Source organism: Candidatus Pseudothioglobus sp. Uisw_016, assembly GCF_048087635.1.
Taxonomy (GTDB): Bacteria; Pseudomonadota; Gammaproteobacteria; order PS1; family Pseudothioglobaceae; genus Pseudothioglobus.
The window spans coordinates 128751-154828 of the sequence record NZ_CP159806.1 but is presented as its reverse complement, the minus strand read 5'-3'; the positions used below and the strand labels follow the sequence as shown (position 1 = coordinate 154828).

At 36.2% G+C, this 26078-nt stretch carries 25 protein-coding genes; 5 read left to right on the top strand and 20 right to left on the bottom strand.

The annotated features are described in order from the left end of the window. Positions 1–175 precede the first annotated feature (175 nt). The 12 genes from ABXT69_RS00770 to ABXT69_RS00715 form a co-directional block, all read right to left on the bottom strand. The gene (locus ABXT69_RS00770; protein WP_416678291.1) at positions 176–460 is read right to left on the bottom strand and encodes a hypothetical protein; all 285 of its coding nucleotides are present in this window, start codon (positions 458–460) and stop codon (positions 176–178) included. 151 nt (positions 461–611) lie between these two features. Beyond that, positions 612–1613 carry an adenosine kinase gene (locus tag ABXT69_RS00765; protein ID WP_416678289.1) on the bottom strand — a complete coding sequence of 334 codons (1002 nt, stop codon included), beginning with the start codon at positions 1611–1613 and terminating at the stop codon, positions 612–614. A 41-nt stretch (positions 1614–1654) separates the two neighbouring features. Further along, positions 1655–2584 carry a 4-hydroxy-3-methylbut-2-enyl diphosphate reductase gene (gene ispH, locus ABXT69_RS00760; RefSeq protein WP_416678287.1) on the bottom strand — a complete coding sequence of 310 codons (930 nt, stop codon included), beginning with the start codon at positions 2582–2584 and terminating at the stop codon, positions 1655–1657. 37 nt (positions 2585–2621) lie between these two features. After that, a complete protein-coding gene (gene accD / locus ABXT69_RS00755) occupies positions 2622–3473 on the bottom strand; it encodes an acetyl-CoA carboxylase, carboxyltransferase subunit beta (protein WP_416678285.1) in 852 nt (283 codons plus the stop codon). A 12-nt stretch (positions 3474–3485) separates the two neighbouring features. Next, on the bottom strand, positions 3486–4286 hold the full coding sequence (gene trpA / locus ABXT69_RS00750) for a tryptophan synthase subunit alpha (RefSeq protein WP_416678283.1): 801 nt from the start codon (positions 4284–4286) through the stop codon (positions 3486–3488). A 76-nt stretch (positions 4287–4362) separates the two neighbouring features. Further along, entirely contained in the window at positions 4363–5412 is a 1050-nt protein-coding gene (hemE, locus tag ABXT69_RS00745; RefSeq protein ID WP_416678280.1) for a uroporphyrinogen decarboxylase, read from the bottom strand. 110 nt (positions 5413–5522) lie between these two features. Further along, positions 5523–5735, bottom strand: a complete 213-nt coding sequence (rpmE, locus tag ABXT69_RS00740; RefSeq protein WP_271537236.1) for a 50S ribosomal protein L31 — start codon at positions 5733–5735, stop codon at positions 5523–5525. 40 nt (positions 5736–5775) lie between these two features. Next, the gene (locus tag ABXT69_RS00735) at positions 5776–6003 is read right to left on the bottom strand and encodes a BolA family protein (RefSeq protein WP_416678278.1); all 228 of its coding nucleotides are present in this window, start codon (positions 6001–6003) and stop codon (positions 5776–5778) included. A 54-nt stretch (positions 6004–6057) separates the two neighbouring features. Further along, complete coding sequence (locus tag ABXT69_RS00730) at positions 6058–7341, bottom strand: inorganic phosphate transporter (protein ID WP_416678277.1); 1284 nt, start codon at positions 7339–7341, stop codon at positions 6058–6060. Between the two features lie 12 nt (positions 7342–7353). Then, the gene (locus ABXT69_RS00725) at positions 7354–8034 is read right to left on the bottom strand and encodes a TIGR00153 family protein (RefSeq protein ID WP_416678276.1); all 681 of its coding nucleotides are present in this window, start codon (positions 8032–8034) and stop codon (positions 7354–7356) included. Between the two features lie 91 nt (positions 8035–8125). Continuing rightward, on the bottom strand, positions 8126–8527 hold the full coding sequence (locus ABXT69_RS00720; RefSeq protein WP_416678273.1) for an arsenate reductase ArsC: 402 nt from the start codon (positions 8525–8527) through the stop codon (positions 8126–8128). A gap of 9 nt (positions 8528–8536) precedes the next feature. Then, the gene (locus tag ABXT69_RS00715) at positions 8537–9205 is read right to left on the bottom strand and encodes an MIP/aquaporin family protein (protein WP_416678270.1); all 669 of its coding nucleotides are present in this window, start codon (positions 9203–9205) and stop codon (positions 8537–8539) included. Positions 9206–9276: 71 nt separating this feature from the next. On the opposite strand from ABXT69_RS00715, the gene glmU reads away from it, so the two are divergent. From glmU to ABXT69_RS00700, 3 genes are read left to right on the top strand one after another with little or no spacing between them, the layout of a single operon-like run. Beyond that, positions 9277–10656 (top strand): bifunctional UDP-N-acetylglucosamine diphosphorylase/glucosamine-1-phosphate N-acetyltransferase GlmU, encoded by a 1380-nt coding sequence (glmU, locus tag ABXT69_RS00710; protein WP_416678267.1) that lies wholly within the window; start codon positions 9277–9279, stop codon positions 10654–10656. Between the two features lie 30 nt (positions 10657–10686). Then, a complete protein-coding gene (locus ABXT69_RS00705) occupies positions 10687–11853 on the top strand; it encodes an MFS transporter (RefSeq protein WP_416678264.1) in 1167 nt (388 codons plus the stop codon). Positions 11854–11903: 50 nt separating this feature from the next. After that, positions 11904–12737, top strand: coding sequence for a TauD/TfdA dioxygenase family protein (locus ABXT69_RS00700; RefSeq protein ID WP_416678261.1), 834 nt, complete (start codon positions 11904–11906; stop codon positions 12735–12737). 3 nt (positions 12738–12740) lie between these two features. On the opposite strand, the gene metC is transcribed toward ABXT69_RS00700, so the two are convergent. The 4 genes from metC to polA all read right to left on the bottom strand — a co-directional run bounded on the left by metC (position 12741) and on the right by polA (position 21733). Further along, complete coding sequence (gene metC, locus ABXT69_RS00695) at positions 12741–13907, bottom strand: cystathionine beta-lyase (protein ID WP_416678259.1); 1167 nt, start codon at positions 13905–13907, stop codon at positions 12741–12743. Positions 13908–13988: 81 nt separating this feature from the next. After that, positions 13989–17165, bottom strand: coding sequence for a UvrD-helicase domain-containing protein (locus ABXT69_RS00690; protein WP_416678257.1), 3177 nt, complete (start codon positions 17163–17165; stop codon positions 13989–13991). After that, the gene (gene argS / locus ABXT69_RS00685; RefSeq protein WP_416678254.1) at positions 17162–18910 is read right to left on the bottom strand and encodes an arginine--tRNA ligase; all 1749 of its coding nucleotides are present in this window, start codon (positions 18908–18910) and stop codon (positions 17162–17164) included. Before argS ends, ABXT69_RS00690 begins: the two co-directional genes overlap by 4 nt. Before the next feature lie 90 nt (positions 18911–19000). After that, complete coding sequence (gene polA, locus ABXT69_RS00680; protein WP_416678252.1) at positions 19001–21733, bottom strand: DNA polymerase I; 2733 nt, start codon at positions 21731–21733, stop codon at positions 19001–19003. A 112-nt stretch (positions 21734–21845) separates the two neighbouring features. Between polA and ABXT69_RS00675 the strand changes: the two genes are divergently transcribed. Then, positions 21846–22565 (top strand): metal ABC transporter ATP-binding protein, encoded by a 720-nt coding sequence (locus ABXT69_RS00675; protein ID WP_416678249.1) that lies wholly within the window; start codon positions 21846–21848, stop codon positions 22563–22565. Between the two features lie 55 nt (positions 22566–22620). Continuing rightward, positions 22621–23436, top strand: a complete 816-nt coding sequence (gene dapD / locus ABXT69_RS00670) for a 2,3,4,5-tetrahydropyridine-2,6-dicarboxylate N-succinyltransferase (protein WP_416678248.1) — start codon at positions 22621–22623, stop codon at positions 23434–23436. Positions 23437–23499: 63 nt separating this feature from the next. Here the strand turns inward: dapD and ABXT69_RS00665 are convergent, their stop codons facing one another. The 4 genes from ABXT69_RS00665 to ABXT69_RS00650 form a co-directional block, all read right to left on the bottom strand. Beyond that, a complete protein-coding gene (locus ABXT69_RS00665; protein ID WP_416652280.1) occupies positions 23500–23718 on the bottom strand; it encodes a hypothetical protein in 219 nt (72 codons plus the stop codon). Positions 23719–23926: 208 nt separating this feature from the next. Further along, complete coding sequence (locus ABXT69_RS00660; protein WP_416678247.1) at positions 23927–24145, bottom strand: hypothetical protein; 219 nt, start codon at positions 24143–24145, stop codon at positions 23927–23929. 166 nt (positions 24146–24311) lie between these two features. Beyond that, on the bottom strand, positions 24312–25154 hold the full coding sequence (gene ubiA, locus ABXT69_RS00655; protein ID WP_416678245.1) for a 4-hydroxybenzoate octaprenyltransferase: 843 nt from the start codon (positions 25152–25154) through the stop codon (positions 24312–24314). After that, positions 25151–26074, bottom strand: a complete 924-nt coding sequence (locus tag ABXT69_RS00650; protein WP_416678242.1) for an RluA family pseudouridine synthase — start codon at positions 26072–26074, stop codon at positions 25151–25153. Before ABXT69_RS00650 ends, ubiA begins: the two co-directional genes overlap by 4 nt. Between the last annotated feature and the right edge of the window lie 4 nt (positions 26075–26078).

Genomic DNA, 26078 nt, shown 5'->3' with positions numbered 1-26078 from the left:
TATTACTATATTCAGCCTTCACTTTTACCAAGAGTCAAAGGAAGCCTCTTACTAAGTCTCTTAAAAAGGACTATCTAATTTAGTTTGCCAATATAGCATCATCTTTAGGGTTAGTATTAATTAGAAATAATACTAACTCAAAATTAACAAACTAAATCTAATTATAGCTTGAGAACTACTGATCAAATATTAATATCATCTCACGTTTATCAGATGAAGACTGATTTGCACTAACTCCGCCGTTAGAAGTTAGAAATAAAACTGCGCGTTTTATAGTTGATAATGAATACTTAGAGAAGTATGGATCATTTTTTATTGCAGTAATTGTTACATTAGAATTAGAAGTGATGAAAGAAAAAACCGCTCTTTCGACTTCTGAAAATTCACCTAATCCAAATTCTTTTTCACATTCATCTAACGCTTTTCTTAACTGAAATAACCTACTGACTGCTTTTTTCATTTTATGTTCCTCAAGTAACTTAGCCCCTTGATAAAATTATAGATTAAAATGAGATATAAAATGTCACTTAATGGAACCAATAACCCAACATCTAGTGGGCCAGAATAGAAGCTGCATTTTTTTAGCTCTAAATCCCTTCCCTACTATTTCATTATTGAATATTAAATTGTTGCTTAAGGCTAATATATTCAATCACCCTTATTCTTGGTCCAAATTGACTAACTACCCTCGAAGAAGCAGCATTAGCAAACTCAGCAGCCCAAGAAAAGTCCTTACCAAGATCTAGTGCATATAAAAAAGCACCAGCAAACATATCACCAGCACCATTCGTATCAACTGCACTTGCAAGAACACCTGGGGTATGAATCATATTAATTCCATCAAAAACTAATGACCCACCTGCACCTCTTGTAATAGCAAAGGTTTTAGCATGTTTCTTTAATTCTTCAGCAGCCGCTTCTACTGTATGCGTTCCAGTAAAACTCCTAGCTTCATCACCATTACAAAAAATTAAATCCACACCGTCGTCACCAATAATTGTTCTTATGTTATCCGAAAAAACCTCAACAACAAATGGATCAGAAAGACTCAATGAAGTTTTAACCCCGCTCTTCTTAGCATAGATCATAGCATCTCTTGCAACAGCTGTTCTTTCATCATCAGTCACAACATAGCCTTCAATATATAGCCATTCTGAAGATGCTAAAGCCCCTTCATCAACTTCGCGATATGAAAGCTCCAGGCTAGCGCCTAAATAAGTATTCATGGTTCGCTCTGCATCCGGACTAATCATTACCAAGCATTTACCAGTGATTCCACTAGAAGGATCAACTTGATGGAAATCCACGCCCGCACGATTTAAATCTTTAACAAAAAAAATACCTTCTTCATCATTTGCAACTTTGCCAGAAAAGAAAACTGAAGATCCAAATCTACTTGCTGCTACTACTGAATTGCATGCAGACCCTCCACAACTCCTTTTAACAGGCACGCGTTGACTCGTCAGCTCCTCCATTAAGTATTTTTGTCGTTTTTCGTCAACAAGAGTCATCAAGCCTTTACCAATATCATTTTCACTTAAAAATGAATCACTAACAATAACTTCAGTATCAACTATTGCAGAGCCAATTCCATAAATACCATATTTTTTCATAAGTTCAAATTCCTACATTTCTATTAATTTAATTAATACTTTTAGACTCTGAGTGCCTCAGGTACTGGAAAATTTACAGACTCCCTAGCACCACTTACTTCAATAATTTCACTACCACCATTCATCATCAGATAAGAAACTACTGCCTGAACTAGCACTTCTGGAGCTGATGCGCCAGCTGTAACTCCAATAGAAGTAATACCATTCAGCCAATCATTTTGAATATCAGTTGCTCCATCAATTAGATAAGCGGGCTTCCCTTGATTTTCTGCAATCTCTTTGAGTCGGTTTGAGTTAGAAGAGTTTTTTGAACCAATAACAAGGAGCATTTCTGAATTTTTAATCATAGACTTGACTGAGTCCTGGCGATTTTGAGTTGCGTAACAAATATCATTTTTTTTAGGTGCTTGAATTTTTGGAAATTTAGCTTTAAGAGAGTCAACAATCTCTTGGGTATCATCAACCGATAAAGTGGTCTGTGTTGTATAGGAAATGTCCAAATCTTTAGACAACTCTAGATCTTTAATGTCTTTAATTGACTCTACTAAAGTAATGCGGCTAGATGAATCTGACTGTCCTAAAGTTCCCTCAACCTCTGGATGACCCGCATGACCAATCAAAATAACTTGATGATTTTGTTTTTGGCGCCTGGTGACTTCTTTATGAACTTTGGTTACTAACGGACAAGTTGCATCATAAATAATATCTGAAATCTCAGCAGCATCTTTTCTTACGGCTTGTGATACTCCATGCGCACTAAAAATTACAACACTTCCCTTTGGAACTTCATTAATCTCATCAACAAAAATTGCGCCTTTCTTTTTTAGATTACTTACAACAAATTTATTATGAACGACCTCATGACGGACATAAATCGGCGAACCATGTTTTTCAATTGCGCGCTCGACTATCTCTATAGCACGGTCAACGCCAGCACAAAAACCTCGTGGATTAGCCAAAAATATCTTCAAAATTTATCCAATTGATTCACGTAAAAAAATATTAATATTATTTTTCGTTATTGAGGTGAAGTGCGGAGAGGATCTGAAAAACTTTTTGACGTAAGTCTGACCTATGCACTATCATATCAATAGCACCCTTCTCAAGTAAAAATTCACTTCTTTGAAATCCTTCTGGTAACTCTTCTCGAACCGTTTGTTCAACAACTCTGGCTCCTGCAAAACCTATTCTTGCATTGGGCTCAGCAATCTGAATATCGCCTAGCATTGCTAAGCTAGCTGAAACGCCACCCATAGTTGGATCAGTTAAGACTGAGATAAATGGGATTTTACTATCAGCTAATAATTTAACAGCAAGCGAAGTTTTTGACATTTGCATTAGAGAAAAAAGGCCTTCCTGCATTCTAGCGCCGCCACTTGCAGAAAAGCAAACAAAAGGATGTCGGTTTTCAATAGCAATATTCGCAGCTCTTACAAATTTTTCACCAACAACTGACCCCATTGATCCGCCCATAAAACTAAAATCAAAAGCTGCAACAACAATTGGCATCCCTTTTAACAATCCAGTTTTAACAACTAACGCATCTTTTTCCTTGGTCTTTTTTTGGGCATCATGATAACGATCTTTGTATTTTTTTTGATCTTTAAACTTAAGTGGGTCTACAGACTCAATATTAGCAGCAATCTCATGTTGCTGCTCAATATCCAGGAATCCCTCTATACGTTTTCTTGCAGATATTCTTAAATGATGGTTACACTTTGGACAAACATAATGAAGACGCTCAAGTTCCTCTTGATAAAGAACTCGTCTACACTCTGGGCACTTACTCCAAATTCCTTCTGGAATATTTTTTTTAATATTTATGCCAATAGATGGCATAATTTTTTCTAACCAACTCATAGTATTTGTAAATTAATTAATAGCATTTGAGATTTCCTTTGCCAGATTCCCAACCTTGGTAATCATTGTATCTTTGTCACTGGACAATTCTTCAATAATTGAAACTAGCGCACTGCCAACAATTACTGCATCAGCATTCTCGCCAACTTGTTTCGCAACTTCAGCGTTACTTATTCCAAAACCAACTCCCACTGGTAATTTAAAATAATTTCTCATTCTTTCTAAATGATGATTAACCGATGCAACATCGAGATTTCCTGCGCCTGTTACGCCCTTCAATGATACAAAGTATATGTAGCCAGTAGCCATTTCTGCAATATACTGTAAGCGTTCATCCGTTGTTGTTGGAGCGACTAAAAAGATAAGATCAATATCGAGCTTATCGAGCTCTTCCTTAAGATCATGGACCTCTTCTGGAGGCATATCAACAACCAAAATTCCGTCTACTCCAGCTTCATGAGCTCTGAGAGCAAAATCTTTATAGCCAAAAACCTCGATTGGATTTGTATAACCCATTAAGACGATACCAGTTGACTGGTTATGCTCTCTAAACCTCTCAACTATTGCAAAAACATCATGCAAGTTAACGCCGTCTGCAACCGCCCTCTCATGTGATTTTGCAATTACTGGCCCATCAGCCATTGGATCTGAAAAGGGCATTCCTAATTCTATAATATCTGCACCACTATCTGCCAAAGTAAAAACCAATGCCTCTGAGTTATCCAGGCCACTATCACCAGCAGTGATGAATGGAATAAAAGCAGTCTTGTTCTTAGCTTCGAGTTGTTTGAAAATATTTAAGATTCGTGACATAATTATTGATGCTATTTTTTAATTAAATTTTAACATAGACAAAGTTAAACTCAATTTAATGTCCATATTATTAGGATTATTTAGTTTTGGTAGGGTATGAGTGAACTGCGTCCACTAAAACTTTCATACTTTCTGGGTTAACATCAGGTGTAATCCCATGCCCAAGATTAAAAACATGCCCAGTTTGCCCTTTGAATTGGTCAAGAACTTTGAAAGCTTCAGCCTTGATTACATCAGGTGACGCATAAAGCACTGATGGATCAAGATTACCCTGTAATGCTACTTTTGAGCCCACTCTCCTTTCCGCCTCACCAAGCTCAATTGTCCAATCAATACCCACTGCATCGCATCCAGTTGCAGCAATTTGCTCGAGCCATGCAGCGCCGCCTTTAGTAAAAAGTGTCACTGGAATCGTTCTACCTTCATAGCTACGGTGAATCCCATCCACAATTTTTGACATGTACCTTAATGAAAAATTTTCATAACTACCCTTACTTAGAAGCCCACCCCAGGTATCAAAAATCATTACTGAATCCGCACCAGCTTCAATTTGAGAATTCAGATAGTCTATGACAGTATCAGCCAGAACATCAAGTAGTTGGTGCATGTGCTTTGGGTTTTCATACATCAAGCCCTTTACCTTTGAAAAAGTTTTACTAGTGCCGCCCTCAACCATATATGTTGCAAGTGTCCATGGACTTCCCGTAAAGCCTATTAATGGAACACTGCCTTTAAGGTTTTTCTTGATTACAGAAACTGCTTTACTAACGTAATTAAGCTCAGTTCCAACATCTGGCTTGGTTAAGTGTTCAATGCTGCTGAGCGTGTGAAGAGGATTAGTAAATTTTGGCCCCTCTCCCTCAACAAAATGAAGCCCCAAACCCATAGCGTCAGGGATAGTTAATATGTCAGAAAAAAGAATTGCTGCATCGAGATCAAAACGCTCAAGGGGCTGAAGGGTAACTTCACACGCCAGATCACTTGACTTACATAAAGTTAAAAAATCACCAGCTATTTTTCTAGTAGCACGGTACTCTGGCAAGTATCTACCTGCTTGCCTCATCACCCAAATTGGAGTGCGCGATACTTCTTTCTTTAGTAACGCATTAATGTAGTCAAATGCCATTATTTTTTCCCAGTAAAAGGTTGATTATAATCATTGTAGAGATTTATTTTGCTTTGCTTCTGACACAAAAAAAGCCACATTTGTGGCCTTTAGAGTGAATCAATTAATATTTAACGCTTGAATGCGCCGTAACGTGACTTAAATTTCTCAACACGTCCAGCAGTATCCATAATTTTTTGCTTACCTGTATAAAAAGGGTGACAACTTGAACAAACATCAAGATGAAGTTCGTCTTTACCCGAAGTTGAGCGCGTTTCAAATGAATTACCACAACTGCACACAACTTTAATAGTATCGTAAGAAGGATGAATGTCTGTTTGCATAACTTTATATCTTCAAATTTAAAAGAACGTGAATTATATACTATCTCTCTGCAGGGGTAAATGTTTTAACACTTAATGCATGAAGCTCACCGCTCTTTATCTCTTCTTTAACCACTGCTAAAACTGCTCTCTGCCTTTGCAATAAAGATAGCCCTTCAAAAATAGGTGAAACAATTACTGCAGAGCAATTACAGCCATCGCCCTCCATAGTAACTTCAGATTGCTCTATTCCTAGTTCAAGTTTTTTCTGGACCTCTTCTAAAGTCATAATGCATCTCTACTTATAGTTTTATTATTAAACATTTTACTAAACTTCATTAGATTATGACGAGCCAAAAATACCTTTTAACATAAAGAAAAATAAAATCGACATTATGGCGCCAGCTGGAAGCGTGATAATCCAAGAAAGAAAAATTCGGTTAATAACTCTCAAGTTAAGTGAAGCAAGGCCTCTTGCAATGCCCACACCAAGTACAGCTCCCACCAATACCTGCGTAGTAGAGACTGGAAGGCCTGTATAGGAAGCAAAAACAACAGTTGTTGCTGCAGCAAGTTCAGCAGCAAAACCACGACTAGGCGTAAGCTCCGTAATGCTTTTTCCAATTGTTTTCATTACCCTGTAACCAAAAGTTGTTAGGCCAAAGACAATGCCGCCTCCTCCGACTAGTAATATCCATGAAGGTAAGACACTCTTAGAGACGATCTCACCTCCTGACTGAACAATACTATAGACTGCGGCTAAAGGTCCAATTGCGTTAGCAACATCATTTGATCCATGCGCAAATGCCATTGCACAGGCAGTTATAATCATTAGTCCACCAAATAATTTCTCCATATTAGCGTATGAAAAGTCACTGTCATCTTCGGGATTGATCTTAATACGCCTAATAATAATAGCTGCAAGAATAGCTGCCAATATTCCCACTGCAGTTGCAATCATCATGCTGGTAGGTAGATCTTTACCAAGGTGCTTTAAGGATTCAACATGTTTAAGTCCTTTAAGTAGTGTCACTAAAGAGATAATAAAACCAACAAAAAATACATAAAAAGGGAGGTATTTTTTAGCATTCTCAAGAGGCTTTTCGGTATCAATAATATTGCTCTGTAAGCTCTTAAAGATTACAATTGCCAGCGTTCCAGCAATAATTGGAGAGATGACCCAACTCGCTATAATTGCATAGACCTTGCCCCAAGCTACAGCATCAATTCCAACACCTACAGCGCCAAATCCCACAATCGCCCCTACAATAGAGTGCGTTGTCGAAACCGGCCAACCAAGAGAAGATGCAATCAATAGCCAGGTAGCTGCAGCTAAAAGTGAAGCAAGCATTCCGTACACCAGTAATTCTGGATTAGAGACAAATGATCCAGAATCAAGGATGCCTTTTCGAACCGTTGCCGTAACCTCGCCACCTGCAAGAACTGCTCCAGCGAACTCAAATATAATTGCAATAACTACCGCTTGCTTAAATGTAATTGCACCAGAGCCTACCGATGTTCCCATTGCATTTGCGACATCATTAGCACCAATACCCCAAGCCATAAACAAACCAAAACCAATAGCCAGCATGATAAGAATGTCACTATTTTGTACAATAATTTCCATGAAGTGCTCCGGTTATTTAGTTAACATTACTTCAAAACGTGACCCTACCTTTTGGGCAGCATCAGCGGTCTCGCCTAACCACTCAATAGCTCGGTAATAAAACATGACATCTACAGGAGGTAATTCAGATTCAAGCAAAAATAATTTATTGCGAATATCATTCTGAGCTACATCAGTATCATGCTCTAGGACATTAATTTTTTTGACCATCTCTGCAACAATTTTACGTTCACGAGAACTAAACGCTGTTTCTAACAACTCATCAAGTTCATTAATAGCTACCATTGCAGAAGCTGAAGTCTTAATACAAAGATCAGCAAGCTTTATAAAGTCCTCTGCAAACTCTTTAGGAAAAACCATATGACGAGTCATCATCAAGCCAGCAAGGTCTTTAGTAATGTTGGCAATAGAGTCTTGGATTAAGAGAACATCAAGCAAATCTCTTCTTGAGAAAGGCATCATAAAAGTACTAGGCAAGTTCATTCTTAATTTTTTCTTTAACTGGTCAGCTTTTTTCTCTTTATTTCCAATTGAAACTCGAGCTTCTTGCGCCTTGTCCCAGTCCTCAGATTGAGCAGCTTTAGCAAAAACTCCAAACTCTTTGATACAGGAATGAACCTGCTTCATGTGTTTTTGCAAAGGGCTTATTGGCGACTTTCCAAATAAACTAGTAATATTTCCTGATTTAGTCATAACTATTTATCTCCATAAAAAGAATTATTTAGTACTACTTATCACTACCTCTAAAAAAACGAATTTTATATAAATAACTAAAAAAAAGTAACTAATTTAAAAAATATTTTACCAGTGGAATTAGTTTCGATTTGACCTGCTTATAACACGCCTCAAATTCTTCAAAATCCTTGCCATCTGGGTCATCAAAACCTAAATGAACTAGCTCTGTTTTTCCTGGAAATATAGGGCAAGTTTGACTTGCATTATCACAAACTGTAATGACCAGGTCAAAGTCAATATGCAAGAGTGTTTCCAGTCTTTTAGAGTGGTACTCATCCTTCCAAATATTTTTAACTTCTAATATTTTTTTTGCATTCGGATTTACTAAGCCGCTGGCAGATACGCCGCTCGAATATGCTTCAATTCTCTCACCAAGCTCACTATTGATTAGCGCTTCCGCAATAATACTTCTACAGCTATTTCCAGTACACAAAACCAATACTTTTTTCATGGGAACTAATTAAGACTCGGATTGAAAAAGCTTTAAAAATACTTGCGCAGCAATTACAGCGCCAATGATAGTCGCCGCTATATAAATCCATAAGTGATCATAATTACCGCTCATCACTGCTGGCCCAATACTTCGAGCTGGATTCATACTACCGCCCGTTATAGGCCCTGCAAACATTGCCTCAAGGCCAACTGTTAAGCCAATAGCCAATCCTGCAAAATCTTTTGTAGCTTTCCCATGAACCGCAGAAGAGCAGATAACAATCATTAATATAAAAGTCAAAATCAATTCAAACCCAAAGGCTTGAGTTACTGAGCCATTGGGAAGAGTCGCACCAAGATAGCTCACCTCCGACATGGTGACAAAGTTCTCATTAAGTAAAAAATATAGGCTTGCACTTGCAGCTATCGCGCCCAAAATCTGAGCGCCAATGTATGGAACAACCTTCCTACTATCAAATTCTCCTATTGACCAAAAAGCTATCGTCACAGCAGGATTAAAATGAGCTCCCGATAAATGGGCAAAGCTATAAATTAGTGCCACTACGACAAAGCCAAATGTTAGCGCTATACCAACATGGCCAAGAGCTCCAGTAATATCATTAATCATCACGGCTCCAGTTCCAGCAAAGACCAGGATGTAAGCTCCAATTAACTCAGCAAGTAATTTTTTACGCATTTTCACTTAGCTTAATTTCTAAAGTGTAACATTATACAAACTATTTTTTTCTATCTAACACTATACTTTTAATGCCAAACCAATCAACTAATAATGGAGTCAATGTTATCATTTTAGCTGCAGGTCAAGGCACAAGAATGAACTCAAGTGTATCCAAAGTTCTTCATGAAGTTGGTAATAAGACTTTAATTCAGCATGTCATTGATGCGGCGACTCCTTTAGCGAGTTCGATTAACGTAATCATTGGCCATAACTCAGAATCAGTAAAAAAATCAGTATCAAACAACCTGATTACATGGGTATTACAAAAAGATCAACTTGGAACTGGGCATGCAGTAATGCAGGCAATCCCAAATATTCAAGAAAACTCAATGTGTCTTATTCTATATGGTGATGTCCCTCTAATTCAAACCCAAACATTATTAAAGTTGCTTGAAAAAGCAAATAAAACTGGTTTTTCTCTTTTAACAGTAATTCAAAATGACCCTACAGGTTATGGCCGAATCATAAGAGACTCTTCAAAATCTATTCAATCCATTATTGAGCAAAATGATGCCAATAATGAAGAACTTGAAATTGATGAAATTAATACGGGCATCATGGCTATTACTGGTGCATTATTAACAAAGTACTTAAACCAACTTGAGCCAAATAATTCGCAGGGCGAACTATATCTTACGGATATTGTTGAAAAAGCAGCCAAAGATAATGTTACTATTGCTTCATTTATTTGTGAAAATTCAGCAGAAGTAATGGGTATAAATGATAAAAATAACTTAGCCGAGGCTGAAAGGGCTCACCAGCTAAAAAATGCAGAAGAGCTAATGACGGGTGGACTCACTATTAAAGACCCTAGTCGTTTTGATTGTCGGGGTAATTTAACTTTTGGAAATGACTGTATTATCGATGTAAATGTTGTTTTTGAAGGTGAAGTTAGGTTAGGAAAAAATGTTCTAATTTCGCCAAACTGCATTATAAAAAACTCTAAAATCGGTGATAATGCTCACATTATGCCAAATTCAATGATTGATAACTCTGTTATTGGAAGTCACACTAGTATTGGGCCTTTTGCCCGCATTCGTCCTGAAACTCAAATAGGTAGTCATGCAAAGATTGGCAATTTTGTTGAAGTAAAAAAATCAACAATTGATGACAACTCAAAGGTATCCCATTTAAGTTACATTGGGGATAGTGAAATTGGAAAGGCTGTCAATATTGGTGCTGGCGTAATAACGTGCAACTACGATGGTGTAAATAAAAGTCAAACAACAATTGGAGATGGAGCATTTATAGGCTCAAATAGTCAATTAATTGCCCCAGTATCGATCGGAAAAAATGCAACCATTGGAGCGGGCTCAACTATCACTCAAGATGCCCCCGATGATAAGCTTACCTTAAGTCGCAATAAACAATCAACGATGAGCAAATGGAAGCGGCCTCAGAAGAAATAAATTTTTTCTACCTCACAGGATAACTGCTCAATGTTAAATCTTCCTAAGAATGTCTGGATATTAACTGCCTGTTTAGCCCTCTTTATGTCTCTTAGCGTTTTTATGCTATTTGTCGCGGGCATTATTGGAAGCGTTCTTGCGCCCTTAAAAAGTTTATCTACCTTACCAGTTGCAACTATTGTAGTAGGCACTGCGGTCAGTATTATTCCAGCCATCCGGCTGATGTCAATTTTTGGTCGTAAGAAAATTTTTTTGAGCTCTTGCATTTACACCATATTTCTAATCGGCCTGTGTATATTCTCAATCATCAATAAATCATTTTATTTATTTTGTTTTGCATCTTTCTGTTTAGGTGGAACAGTTGCGGTTATGCAGCAATTTAGGTTTGCAGCAATTGAAAGCGTGGAGCCTGTACAAAGACCAAAAGCAACTGCAGTTGTTCTTCTAGGTGGGCTAATTTCTGCTTTTCTTGGAACTGAAATTGCAACTTTAGGCAAAAATTACTTTGATACCGACTTTGTTGGCTCTTTCGCCATCCTTTCCCTTTTATTTATTGTTGCGTTTATATTGATGTGTTTTTTTAAACCAGCTGAAAAGTTTAAACAACAAATTGACAATTCTAAAAGGTCATTGCTTAAAATTATTAAGCAAGGCTCTTTCATAGTTGCAGTTTGCGCAGCGACAACAGGCTATGTTGTTATGAGTTTTGTAATGACAGCCACGCCAGTCAGTATGCATATAATGGATGGCTATTCACTTCACCATACAAAATCAGTTCTTCAAGCTCACGTTATCGCAATGTTTCTTCCGTCACTATTTACAGCTTACATTGTTAAATATCTAGGACTTACTCGGATGATGCTACTTGGCGTTATATTTTTCTTCGCTTCTGTCTTCATTGCATACAGTAGCCATGCTCTTAGCAGTTACTGGTGGTCTTTAGTTTTTCTTGGTCTTGGATGGAACTTCCTATTTATAGGAGGAACAAACCTACTCCCAAGATCCTATAGTGAAAATGAAAAGTTTAAAGTTCAATCAATCAATGATTTTTTAGTTTTTGGCCTTCAGGCTTTTGCAGCACTCTCAGCAGGCTGGTTTGTTTTTAATTTTAGCTGGGAAGTAGTTCTTTTATCAGTCATTCCATTGTTATTTTTTCAATTATTTATTCTGTTATGGTGGTTGAAAAATAATAATTAATAAATGGTGATTGTTTTGTAATAAAATTCTTTAAAACTCTATTGGACCTAATGATGTTGAAAGTCACACCGCTAACTCCTTCAATTGGAGCAATAATCTCAAAAGTTTCACTAAATAAGGATTTAAATAGTGGGACCATTGAGCAAATATACAGCGCACTCATAAAGCATCAAGTTGTTTTTTTTAGAGACCAGAACATTTCACCAGAAACTCACCTAAAATTAGCAGAGAGTCTTGGCGAAATTGATCCAGGTCACCCTGTCTACCCTCATGTTGAAGGGCATCAAAGCATTGTTCTACTTAAAAATGATGCAAATAATAGGCCAGACACAAATGACTGGCATAAAGACCTTACTTTTAAAGAAAATCCTCCCTTTGCAAGCATATTACATGGCGTTAAGGTTCCTAAGGTTGGTGGTGACACGCTTTGGGCCAGTATGAGTGCTGCATATGATCAGCTTCCAAATGGATGGAAAGACCACCTAGAAGAACTTGAAGCGATTCATGATATGGGTACGTTTAGAAATGACTTTTACAAAGAAGGTGGTATCGATTCAGTTAATAATGCTCTAAAGAACGTTGGCTCAGCGGTTCATAAAGTTATTGAAACTCATCCCATTTCAGGTCTCAAATATTTAAATGTAAACCAATCCTTTACTCGCAATATTATCAATGAAAGTCAAGGTCCAAGTGATCATATACTGCAATTTTTATTTCAGCATATTTCAAAACCTGAATTCCAAGTTAGATTTCACTGGGAAGATAATTCAGTTGCTATTTGGGATAATCGCATTACTCAACATTATGCAGTTTTTGACTACTTGTCAGAATCAAGACACATGCAGCGAGTTACAGTTGTAAACGATAAAAGGGATAAGTCTTAAATACTACCCAAGAACGCTGAAGCCTTGCTTTAGGTCCTCAATTAACTCACTTGACTCTTCAAGCCCAATGCTGAGTCGAACTAGATGTTTTCCATCATGAACCCATTCTCCATCTCGCTTGTATGGCCTTGCAGTTAAGAGGCTTTTATAACCTCCCCAACTAAAGCCAAGGGCAAATATTTCAAGTGAATTTGCAAATAATGCAATTTTTTCATCTGAATATGACTTTTTGAATGTGAAAGCAAATAGCCCTGAGGCGCCACTAAAATCTCTCTTCCATAAGTCATGCTGAGGGTGCGACTTAAGGCCAGGATGAATTACAGTCTCAATAATATCATTCTTATCAAGCCATCTCGCAACTTCAAAGGCTGATTTTTGGTGCGCCTCTAGACGAACCTTTAGTGATCTCAGTCCCCTCAAAGCCTGATAGCAGTCCTGTGGATTAGCGTAATTTTCAACAGTTTCAAAATATTTAGAAAACTCATCCGCATATTTTTGGTTTACCGTTGCGCAGCCCAACAAAATATCAGAATGGCCACAAATATACTTAGTTACAGATTGAATGGTAATGTCAATACCAAGATCCAAAGGCTTTAAAAAAAGAGGTGTAGCCCATGAATTATCTAAAATTGATAGTACGTTAGCTTTTTTCGCCTCTTTAACAATTGCAGAAATATCTTGAATTTCAAATGTATTAGAGCCAGGAGACTCTAAAAAAATTAATTTCGTTTTATCATTAATATAGTGCCTGATTTCAGCACCTATATTGGACTCTATATGCGTTATCTTTACATTATATTTTTCAAGAATATTATGGCAAAAGCTTGCAGTAGGACTATAAACATTGTCACACAATAAAACCTCATCCCCACTTTTAGTAAAGGCCATTAGTGTGTTTGTAATAGCACTAATACCAGAGGGAAATGCATAAGAAATATGACCATTTTCAAGCTTACACATCGCTTCTTCAAAGGCTTTCTGAGTAGATAGCCCATGAGTTCCATAATCAACACCAGGATAATTATGATCCATTGCTAACTGCATATCTTCAAAATGATTAAACAGAACTGTTGAGCCACTCTGCACATCAGGATTAATGGTTCTTATTTTTCTATCGCCATATTTCTGAGTGTAATCAATCCATCCAACGATATCATTTTTCTTAGTCATATATTTATAGGTTTAACAAATTGGAAATCATCATAAGTACAATTAAGGAATTTGTCCAGCAATTTTTCAATACAAAAACAATTAAATTATTATTAACTGACTTGCAGCTGGGCAGTAAAGAGCAACCTTTGAAGGGAGTTTAAAAAAATCATCAAGAACCTCTTGATATATTTTGATTTGTTTTTGGTGTGACTGTTTTTGCCGCCCAATAAATGAGCTCATAGATTCACCATCGTTAAGCGATGCCGTCTTGAAATCTATAATCCATAAAGTGCCGTCTTCAATAAACAATCGATCAATTATTACTGTTTTACTTGAATTACTATATTCGGCTTCGACTTCAGTAGAGTCTCGATATTTAAATAGCCATTCAAAATCTTTATCACGCTTTGTATTGAGAAGTAAAAGAGAGGCAGCTTTAGAATATGACTGAATTAGTTTTGTCGGCAATCCAAACTCCTTAAATCTTGCCTCAATGCTTTCAAATGATGGCTCAAATAAATAATGCTCTAGAAAGTAATGCACTATCGAACCCAATGCACTTTGATAAATTAGATCAATATTACTGGGCATATTTTTGGACTGCTTAATGTCATTAATGACTCTACTAGAAAGAGTTGAGAGCATCTTATTACGCTGAAGTTTGGGTAAAGAAGTCTCTACTGGAATTGTTGCATCTTGAATTGGAATGTCATCGATAGATTGTTGAAAATAATTACTTAAAAATGACAGCAATGAGCCACTGACAGCTCTTCCAGTTTTTGAAACGCTACCTAACAAATGAATCTTATCTTTTGCTCGACTCATCCCAACATACAGCACTCGCATTAATTCAAAGTGTGCCTGTTGTTTTTGTAAGTACTGCAAATAAAGGTAAGTTTTACTCTCAGAGTCTTCATAAAAAGATTTTAAAGGTGCTAGCAAAATATTATTATTTGAAAACTCTTGAATTTGTATTAAGGGTAGTGAGTCATTTTTTCCTTTTTTACCAAGGCCAGGAATAATTACAGTATCAAACTCTAAGCCTTTAGCCTGATGAATTGTCATTAACTTAACAGAGGCAGACTGGGAGGGTGCATATAAATCTTTAACCATCAATTCAATTGTCTTGATATCTAAACTTTGGCTTAGTTCGCAATGATTCAGTAATGAAAGAAATTGAGATCTAATACTTTTTTCTTGCTCATTAAGTTCAATCACATTACATAGCTGACCTAAGGCATAAGAAAAACGCTCTACGAAAGAGAACTTACCTTCACTATAAATAGCCTCTTCAGTCGCTAGAAATAAATGCCTAGAACGTAAAATGCCATCATCACTCAAATCCTTAACGATATCATCATCTATTAACTGACTAAAAATTGTCTTATCTATTGAATCACTAAAAACTAATAAATCTTCTAACTTTAAGCCGCACCATGGAGCTCTGAGAATAGAAAGCCAAGCTAAACGATCTGCCAAACTAAGCAATGCTCTAGCTAAACTTAGCAAGTCTCTGGTAAAAAGATTAGACCTTAATGGCTCAGTTTTTAAGGCTTCAAAATTAACTCTACTTTCCTGAAGCAACAATGTAATGGCATTTAAATGAGATCTAGATCTTACAAGGACTGCAATCTCTTGATGTGGATTATTTGAAATAGATTTTTTAATAATACTAACCACCATCTCCGCTTCTTCAGAATCTTGATCTACACTAAACGGGTAAAAAGTGAGCGCATCATTTTGCTCAATATTTGAAGCTGAGCTAGATTCAGAATAATGAATAGCGCCCAACAATAAATTATCTTGGTTTGGAAATATTTGAGAAAAAATCTTATTATTATGCTCAACAATACTTTTATTTGACCTAAAGTTAGCGGTTAATGCTAGAGGCTTAATTTTAAGACTACCTATACCACCTTTCATGACTTCAAGGAATATTCCAACTTGAGATTCACGAAATTTATAAATTGATTGCATGGGATCGCCCACAAAAAAGATTGATTTTCCATCTCCCTCTTGCCAGCTTTCAACAAGTTTTTCTATTAAGCTTAATTGTGAATATGAAGTGTCTTGAAACTCATCAACTAGTAGATGCTTAATTTGATAGTCTAACAATAGCGCAATATCACTTACCTCTTCACGACTATCAAGCACATTAATAGCTTGCATACCAACTTCTGAAAAATCTTGCAAACCTTTTTCTTTAAAAATTACCTTCAACTCTGCAACACTTAACTTTAAGACTTGTGCAATATCATTGATACTTTTACTCGTTGATTCTGCAAAATACGCACTTGGTAAGTTAGATAAATTATTAAGTATTTTTTTGAATTCAACTTCAGAATCAAAACTCTCTAATATTTCTTTAAATATCAGTTTTTCTTCCTTAAGTTCAGCTGGAAATCCAATATTAGCATCAATTTTCTTTCTCCAGTTCCCGGTACTTTTCGTTAAAAGTAATTCAGAAATAGTTTGCCAATCACTCAAATCTTCGATAGTTGAGCCTGGTAACTTTTTAATCTTAGAAACATCATGCCTGGTACTAACTTCTAATAAATTAAAAAAAGATTTATCAAGCAAACCAGATGCTGTACTTCTCAAGGCTTCAAGATATTCAACAATTAATTCTTGCGCTAGTATTTCTAATAAATTAATATCAAGAGCACCCTCAATATATAGTTTTGGTAGCCACTGCTCTCGCTTTGAGAGCATCTGAACTATGAGCCGATAGAACCTATCAACATGGTTATCAAGGTACAACAAAACAGATGAGATGCTAGCTTGATACTCACTCTCCTCAATTAGCAGTAGGGTATTTTCTGCTGCCTCTTGATAAATTTGCTCATACTCATAAGTATTAATCATTGTTTGAGGTGGGATTAATTGATCAATAGATGGGTGCCTTGAGACAATTAAACTTGACAGCGAATCAATAGTAATTATTTTTATTCGAGAGGGGTGATTTAGTAAATCCCAATCTTTCAGACTTGATTGCTCTAACACTTTATTGGCAAGATCAAAGGTTTTGAGCTTGTGTGGCTCTTCAGGTGGGTTCAATCTTGCTCGATTAAGCGAGCTAATTATTCTATGTTTTAACTCATCCACCGCTCTGTTGGTAAATGTCATAACTAAAATATTTTCTGGCACATCTGTAGAGCTAAGTAATTTTAAATAACGTTGAGTTATAAGTTCAGTTTTTCCTGAGCCAGCAGGAGCCTGAACAATGAAAGAATCACCTATATTTAGTGCTTGATCTCTTTGCCTCTGATCATTCACATTGACTCTGGCGAACTAACCCCTAGTATAGATAGCCCATTAAAGAGAACTTGTTTCGTTGCGTGGATCACTGTCAACCTAGCCTGCGTAAGGTCTTGATCATCCAGTATAAAAGGACAGGCATTGTAGTAACTGTGAAATTGAGAAGCCAATTCACGTAAATAGTAAGCAAGTTGGTGAGGTTCATACTGCATGGCAGCAGACTCTATGACACCTTTATAACGACTTAGCTCTCTTAAAATTGATTTTTCACTTTCTTCTGTTAATAATCCTAAATCAGCATCTTGATAATTAAACACTATGCCCTTTTCTTGCGCTTGCTTGAAAACAGAGTTAATACGAGCATAGGCATATTGAATATAGAAAACTGGGTTCTCATTTGTTTTTGATTTAGCAAGATCTAGATCAAAATCCATATGCTGCTCAGACTTTCTGAGGATATAAAAGAAACGTGCAGCATCATTTCCTACCTCACTCCTTAAATCCTCAAGGGTCACAAAAGACCCACTTCTAGTTGACATTTGTACTTTTTTTCCACCTCTATAAAGGTTTGCAAATTGAACCAAAAGGATTTCTAATTTTTTAGGGTTATGATTAAATGCAGCTACAGAAGCCTTAACTCTAGCAATATAACCATGATGGTCAGCTCCCCAAACATTAATTACTTTATCATAGCCTCGCTCAAATTTTTCAAGGTGGTAGGCAATATCTGAAGCAAAATAAGTATGATTTCCATTATCGCGGACTACTACACGATCTTTTTCATCTCCATAATCCGTTGTTTTAAACCATAGGGCGCCGTCCTTTTTATAAACGTGCTTACTGACTTGAAGTCTTTTAATACTTGCCTCAGAAAGGCCATTATCAATCAAAGATTGCTCTGAAAACCACTTTTCAAAGACCACTCCAAAATCAGCTAGATCTTTTTTGATGCCACTTAGAATACTTTCAATACCTACTTTAAAAATAGATTTAAAGCCTTCACCCAATAACTCTTTTGACCTTGAAATTAACTCATCAATATGAGACTCTTTGTTTCCTCCTTCAAGCTCATCTTTACAGATACCTTCAAAAACTAATGCTGATTCTATGTGAAAAGCGTCACTATAAGTCTGCATAACATTACTGGCGATATCATTAATGTACTTTCCTTGATAGCCATTATCAGGAAACCTTATTGTTTCTCCGCAGAGCGCTAAATATCGCAAGAAAATGCTTACAGATAAGATATCCATCTGCCTACCTGCATCATTTACATAGTACTCATTATCAACTTTATAACCAACAGATCTTAGTAGGTTAGAAACAGTTGCCCCATAAGCGGCCCCTCTTCCGTGTCCAACATGAAGAGGCCCTGTTGGGTTCGCTGAAACGTACTCCAAAAGAATACTTTGGCCTGCTCCTATATTAGATGTTCCATATCCATCACCACTTTCAATAATTTCATTTATCACGGCAGTACTCGACTTGTCTGACAGAAAGAAGTTAATGAACCCTGGGCCGGCTATTTCTGTTTTTTCAATAAAATCAGCGCCATCTAATTGGTCAACAATAGCTTGCGCCAGCTTAAGTGGGCTGGTTTTAGCCTGCTTTGCTAGCATTAGGGCTATATTTGTTGCATAATCACCATGACTTTTATCTTTGGTGTGATCTAGCCGAACTTTTGATGGCATCTCACTAAGCAATCCTTGATCAATTAAATCATGGATACATTTAGTAAGTAGGTTTTGCAGTTGCTCTTTCATAAAATTAACTCGTTATTACTTTTTTGGTTATTAGAACCTATTTTAATTTAACATATCAATAAACCTATGCTCAAATTCTATACTTAAGTTTTAGTGAGCCTCTTGCCAGTTTGTTCCAATTCCTACATCAACCTCTAATGGAATACTTAACTTCAAAGTATCTGACATCATAGACCTGACAATTTCACCATACTCTTTAGCTTTATCAGCTCGAACTTCAAATACAAGCTCATCATGAACTTGCATGATCATTTTTACTCCATTATTCTCTCTATCAATCCAGGACTGGATATCGAGCATAGCTTTTTTTATAATATCTGCAGATGAGCCTTGCATAGGGGCATTAATTGCAGTTCTTAGTGCGTGTTGCTGTAGCATTTTATTTTTCGAATTAATTTGAGGCAAATATAGCCTCCTGCCTAAAATTGTTTCTACAAATCCCTGCTCTTTAGCTCTTTCTTTAGTTTCGTCCATAAACCTTAAGACGCCAGGATAGTTCTCAAAATAACCATCAATATATTGCTTAGCTTCAGTTCTAGAGACATCTATTTGTTTAGCCAAACCAAACGCACTCATACCATAAATTAAGCCAAAGTTTATTGCCTTAGCCTTTCGGCGCTGATCTTTAGTAACATTTGAAAGCTCAGTATCAAAAACCTGAGAGGCTGTTGCACTATGAACATCAACATTATTATTAAAAGCCTCAATTAAGCTCTTATCCTGTGAAATATGCGCCATTATTCTAAGCTCAATTTGAGAATAATCGGCAGCAAGGATTGCATTATCTTTATTTGCAATGAATGCTGATCTAATCTGAGCACCCCTCTCTGTTCTAATTGGAATATTTTGAAAATTAGGTTTTGAAGAAGAAAGCCTACCAGTTGCAGTTACTGCTTGATGGTAAGAGGTATGAAGCCTTCCAGTCTTTCTGTTAATTTGTTTTGGTAAGGCCTCTAAATAAGTAGAATTTAGTTTTGTTAAAGTACGATAAGCCATTATTAAATCAACTAACGGGTGATCAAGTAATTTAAGAGCTTCTTCATTTGTTGAAGGCTGGCCTTTGGCTGTTTTCTTTTTTGGCTCTAGGCCAAAACCCTCTTCACTAAATAAAATTTGCTGAATTTGTTTTGGAGACTCAAGATTAAATTCATCGCCAGCAACCTCATATGCTTCAGTCTGAATTTTCATCATTTCAGCTTTAACCTCAATCTGTTGGTTAAAGAGTGAAGTTTCATCAACAAACGCACCATTTCTTTCTAATTTCAACATAATTTTTATTAATGGAATCTCTATACTTTTATAAAGCAGCATCACTTTAGGATAATCTTGAAGCCTTGATTCCAAGACATTATTTAGCTCATTTGTTACAATGACATCTTCACACGCATAAGGCATTGCTTCACTAATATCAACCTGGTTAAAGGTTAGTTGTTTTTTTCCACTGCCAGCAACATCTGCATAGTGAATTGTTTTGTACCCCAAATAATGTAAGGCTAAATCATCCATATTATGGCGGCTTGCAACTGAATTCAAACAATAAGATTTCAACATAGTGTCATCAATAATGCCATTTAGACTAATATCAATATTAGCAAGAACATGGGCATCATATTTTAAGTTTTGACCAACTTTACCAATAGTTTCATTCTCAAGTAAGGGCTTTAAAGATGCCATTACCTTATGTCTAGCCAACTGAACTGGCGCATCTAAGTAGTCATGTGCAACTGGCAAATAATAACTATCTTTCTCAATAAGAAAAACAACACCAACAATCTCAGCCTCCATATAGTTAAGACTATTTGTCTCTATATCAAATACAAAAGATTCACTATTGGACAGCTTTGTAAGCAATCCAGAAAAGTCTTCATCTGTAAGTATTAGATTTTGAGAATATTCTTCAAGAGAAATACTAGAAACAGGGCTGGGAGTTTCATCAGTCGCTTGCTCATCATTTTGAGCAATTTTAGGTACAGTCTTTTCACCTAATTGCTTAAGCCACATTGAAAAACCATACTCTCTAAAAAGATCTAGTAACTCCTCTTTGTTTTCTCCGGGCTCATCCAATAAGATATTTAAAGGAAGCTTGACATCAAACTTTAGCTGAACTAATTTATAAGAAAGATCCAATATCTCAAAAGATTCCCTTAGTTTTTCACCAACCTTACCGCCAATTTTTTCTGCATTAGCCTTAACACCTTCAATGTTTTCATAAAGCTCAAGCCACTTTGACGCAGTTTTTGGTCCAACACTAGGCACTCCAGGTATGTTGTCAGCTGAGTCCCCCGTTAGTGCCAGTAAATCTAATATTTGGTTTGGATTAACTCCCATTTTCTCTTTAATTTCTTCCTCACCATAGAGCTTACCTTTCATGTCAAGTTGCTTAATATTGCCTCCGACTAATTGGAAAAGGTCTTTGTCCCCACTAGCAATAATTGTTTCAATGCCTTCTTCACGAGCAAGCTTAGATAACGTCGCAATGACATCATCTGCTTCGACACCCTGCTCGCATAAAAAATGAAAGCCCATCGCCCTAACTATTTTATAAAGGGGGTCAATCTGAACAACTAAATCATCCTCTGCTGGGCTTCTATTGGCTTTGTAGTCAGGAAACATTTCGTGACGAAAATTTGAACCTTTTGCATCAAAAATCATAATAATCTTTGCGCCCTGATACTTCCTTTGTAGATGTTTTATCGCATTTACAACACCAAACATAGCCCCAGTAGGAAAGCCACTCTCATTTGTCAAGTTTTGAGATAGCGTTGAGAAATAGGAGCGAAATAAAAACGCCGAGCCATCTACTAAAATGAGTTGCTGATTCATTCTCAAATTTTACCTCTAAACCAAGTTTTTATATTGGAAACTACTTGATGAATTGAAACTTTCAAACTTTATATTTTCAGCTTATGCATGAATTGTTAGATAAAATATACTAATGTCAGATGCTCTCATAACTCTAAACAATATTAGCCTTAGTCATAATGGGAAAAATATCCTTGATGATGTCAGCTTTAAACTTCATCCTGGTGAGTTTATTACATTAATAGGTCCTAATGGTGCTGGAAAAAGCTCATTAATAAAGATTCTTTTAGGTGTTATTAAACAAGATTCTGGAGAAATAATACATAGCGATAATTTAAAATTTGGTTATACGCCTCAATCATTTACGGCAAATCCATACATACCTATATCTGTTATTGATTTTTTGACATTAAATCAAAAATTTGATCGTGAGTTCACGCGTCAAACTTGTGAGCTTACTGGTATTGAAGATTTACTTAAAATGCCGCTCAAAAATCTTTCAGGTGGTGAATTGCAAAAAGTCTTACTAACTAGAGCGCTTCTAAATAAGCCTAATGTGTTGATTTTAGATGAGCCAGCACAAAACCTTGATGTTGATGGGCAAATGCAGCTTTATAAATTAATTCAGGATATTCATCAAAAGCAAAACTGTGCTGTGCTTATGGTGTCACATGATCTTCATAGGGTAATGAAAGAATCAACTCAAGTTCTGTGCCTTTATCATCATATCTGTTGTGAGGGACTCCCCGAATCCATATTGAAAGACGCTCAATTCAATGACCTGTTTGCTGATCAAATACATGACTTGATGGCAACTTACGAGCATCATCATAACCATCAGCACGAACATTAGAGAAGTCCAAATAGACTCTAAATGATATAATTAACTTTTTTTTATTAATAAGATTATGAAAGATATTATTGAAGCCACATTCGAAGATCGAGCGCATATTACCCCTGATTCTGCAAGCAATGAAATTAAACAAGCTGTCGATGAGGCAATTCATCTCCTAGACTCAGGAAAAGCTAGAGTTGCAGAGCAAAAAAGTATCGGCAACTGGGAGGTTAATGAATGGCTAAAGAAAGCTGTTTTGCTTTCATTTAGGCTTGCAGATAATGTCCCTATGCAATCTGGCTATACACAGTACTATGACAAAGTGCCATCCAAGTATGCAAATACCACAGCTGAAGAGTTTCAGGCATCAGGTGTTAGAGTAGTTCCTCCAGCCACTGCAAGGAGAGGTTCTTATATAGCCTCAAATACGGTTTTAATGCCATCTTATGTAAATATTGGTGCATATGTTGATTCTGGAACAATGGTCGATACATGGGCAACTGTAGGTTCTTGTGCACAAATTGGCAAAAATGTTCACCTTTCAGGCGGCGTAGGCATTGGTGGGGTGCTTGAACCTTTACAAGCGAGTCCAACAATCATAGAGGATAACTGCTTTATTGGAGCAAGATCAGAAGTAGTTGAAGGTGTTATCGTTGAAGAAGGTGCTGTTATATCAATGGGCGTTTATATTGGCCAATCAACTAAAATCTTTAATAGAATGACAGGTGAAGTATCATATGGACGAATACCTGCAGGATCAGTTGTAGTTTCTGGCAACCTTCCATCAGCAGATGGAAGCTATTCACTTTATTGCGCCGTTATAGTTAAACAGGTTGACGCTAAAACAAGGTCTAAGGTTGGAATTAATGAGCTTCTTAGAGGGATTTAACTCAATCTTTTTCAAATAATAAAAACCCGCTTAATAGCGGGTTTTTTATTGAGTTAATGTGTGTTACTTAGTAAAGATTTTGTAGAGCAAACCAACAGCAATTAAACCTACCAAGTTTGCAGCTCCAAGGCCAACAATAATATCTGTAAGTCTAGCGATAATATCGCCAGGTAGGAATGCAGCTTGACTTCCAAAAATTATTTGAACAACAACTGCAAGCGCAATAATACTTACACCTACTTCAGTTAATTTTTTTACCCATCCAATTACATTATCCAACATACTTTCTCTCCATTTGTTTTAAGACAACCAGATTCTTTGGCTGGTTGATAAACTTTTTATAGTATGAAAATGACTGTGTCAAGTTTTATAGCTATCTAGTGACTTAATTTAGTGAACTTTTTCATGCAGAATTTTAATGTTTATTGCTATTTCGTTCAGCTAATAAAAAACCCGCCTTATGGCGGGTTTTTTATCGAGTCAATATGTATTACTTAGAGAAGATCGAATACAACAATCCTGCTGTAATTAAACCAACTAAGCCAGCACCACCTAGAGCACCGATCATATCCGTAAGCCTAGCGACTACGTCACCAGGTAGGAATGAAACACTTGAACCAAATATTACTTGAACTACAACTGCTAGTGCTACAAGACCTACACCAGCTTCAGTTAATTTTTTTATCCAACCAGTTACATTACTTAACATATTTTCTCTCCATTTATTTTTAAGATAACCAACATTCTTGCTGATTGATGGACTTTTTATAGTAACAAAAACAGAGTGTCAAGTTTTCTCGATGAAAAAAACTAAAAAAGGGGCTAAAATGACATAAATTCGCTCAAATGTTGCAAAAAAACAACAGAATTAAAGCTTAGGTTACTACCGAAAGAAAAATTCCTAAGAATACAGTCATACCAATGAAATTATTATTAATAAATGCCTTAAAATATTCTTCTTTTTGGCGTTTTTTCAGTAAAAATTGATGGTAAATCATAATAAATGCAATAATAACTAAAGAAAAGTCATAAATTAACCCTAAATCGAAAGTATTGCCAATTAATATAAACACAATAATTAGTAAAATTTGCAATAAAGTGATAATAATTTGATCGTATTTTGCAAAAAGAATTGCTGTTGACTTTACTCCAATCTTTAAATCCTCATCCCGATCAGCCATCGCATAAAAAGTGTCATAAATCAAAGTCCAAACTAGGGTTGCAATAAAAACTAGCCAAGCAGTTAAAGGAACTACTCCAGTTTGAGCGCTAAAAGCCATAGGTACGCTCATTCCAAATGCTGCGCCTAAAACTAGTTGCGGTAAATTAGTCCAACGTTTTGTAAAAGGATATAAAGTCGCCAGAAGAACGGCAATTAAAGACAATTTAATAGTTAAGATATTAGTTTGAAGAACTAAGCCTAAGGCAATCAACAATAATAGGCCAAATAATACTAGCGCGGAGTTAGATGAAATTTCTCCAGTAGCAAGAGGCCTTTGCTGAGTTCTTACGATGAGCTTATCAATTTTTTGATCAGCAAAATCATTAATAACGCACCCAGCAGTTCTCATTATAAAAACTCCCAAAGTGAAAATAATTAATATATCTAAATCAGGCCATCCATCTGCACTTAGAAATAAAGCCCAATAAGTTGGCCATAAAAGTAATAATGACCCAATAGGCTTATCAAGCCTCATTAAGCGAATATATGCATTCATAGTTTATTTAAAAATTCTTCAAGATTATTTGGTAACGGGGCCGTTACCTTTTGTATCTCATTAGTAATAGGGTTTGTAAAAACAATTGATTTAGCATGTAAAAAAAGTCGATTCAACCCTTTCTTTTTCATTAATTGATTAAAACTATTATCACCATACTTATCATCTTGGGCTACTGGATGACCAGCATACTTTGCATGGACTCTAATTTGATGAGTCCTTCCAGTTTCTATAGACACTTCAACTAGTGAAGCGCTTTCATCATCCATAAGAAAATTTTTGATTGGATGGAAATGACTCACTGAGTCTTTTCCTTTTGAATCAATAACACTATTCCTTGAGTTTTGATAAATCGGCGCATCAATAGTATGCTTTTTCTTACTCCAGCTATTTTTAACAAGTGCAATGTAACGCTTTTCCACTTGATGATTGACTAACTGCTCATGAAATGATTTTAATACTGATCGTTTTTTAGCAAGAACTAAACATCCTGATGTTCCTCTATCAAGTCGATGGACAAGTTCAATCGGCTCTTTGTATTGGCTTTTAAGTGCTTCAATAATTCCAATAGTGACTCCACTTCCGCCATGAACTGCCATTCCATGTATCTTATTAAGTACTAATAAGCCTTTATCCTCATAAAGAATTGAAGAATTAAGCAATTTAAGCAGTCCATCAGATGGATTGATATCCTTTTCAGTAGCAGTTCTAATCGGTGGAATTCGAATAATATCCTCGGAAATAAGTTTATAGTCTGCTTTTTTTCTACCTTTATTAACGCGGACTTCGCCTTTTCTGATAATTCGATAAATGCGGGACTTTGGCACCCCTTTAAGCTGCTTAATTAGATAATTATCAAGTCGCTGTCCAATTGAAAACTCATCAACAGTTATAAACCTTGGAGCGTCATGAGTAGTCATAAGA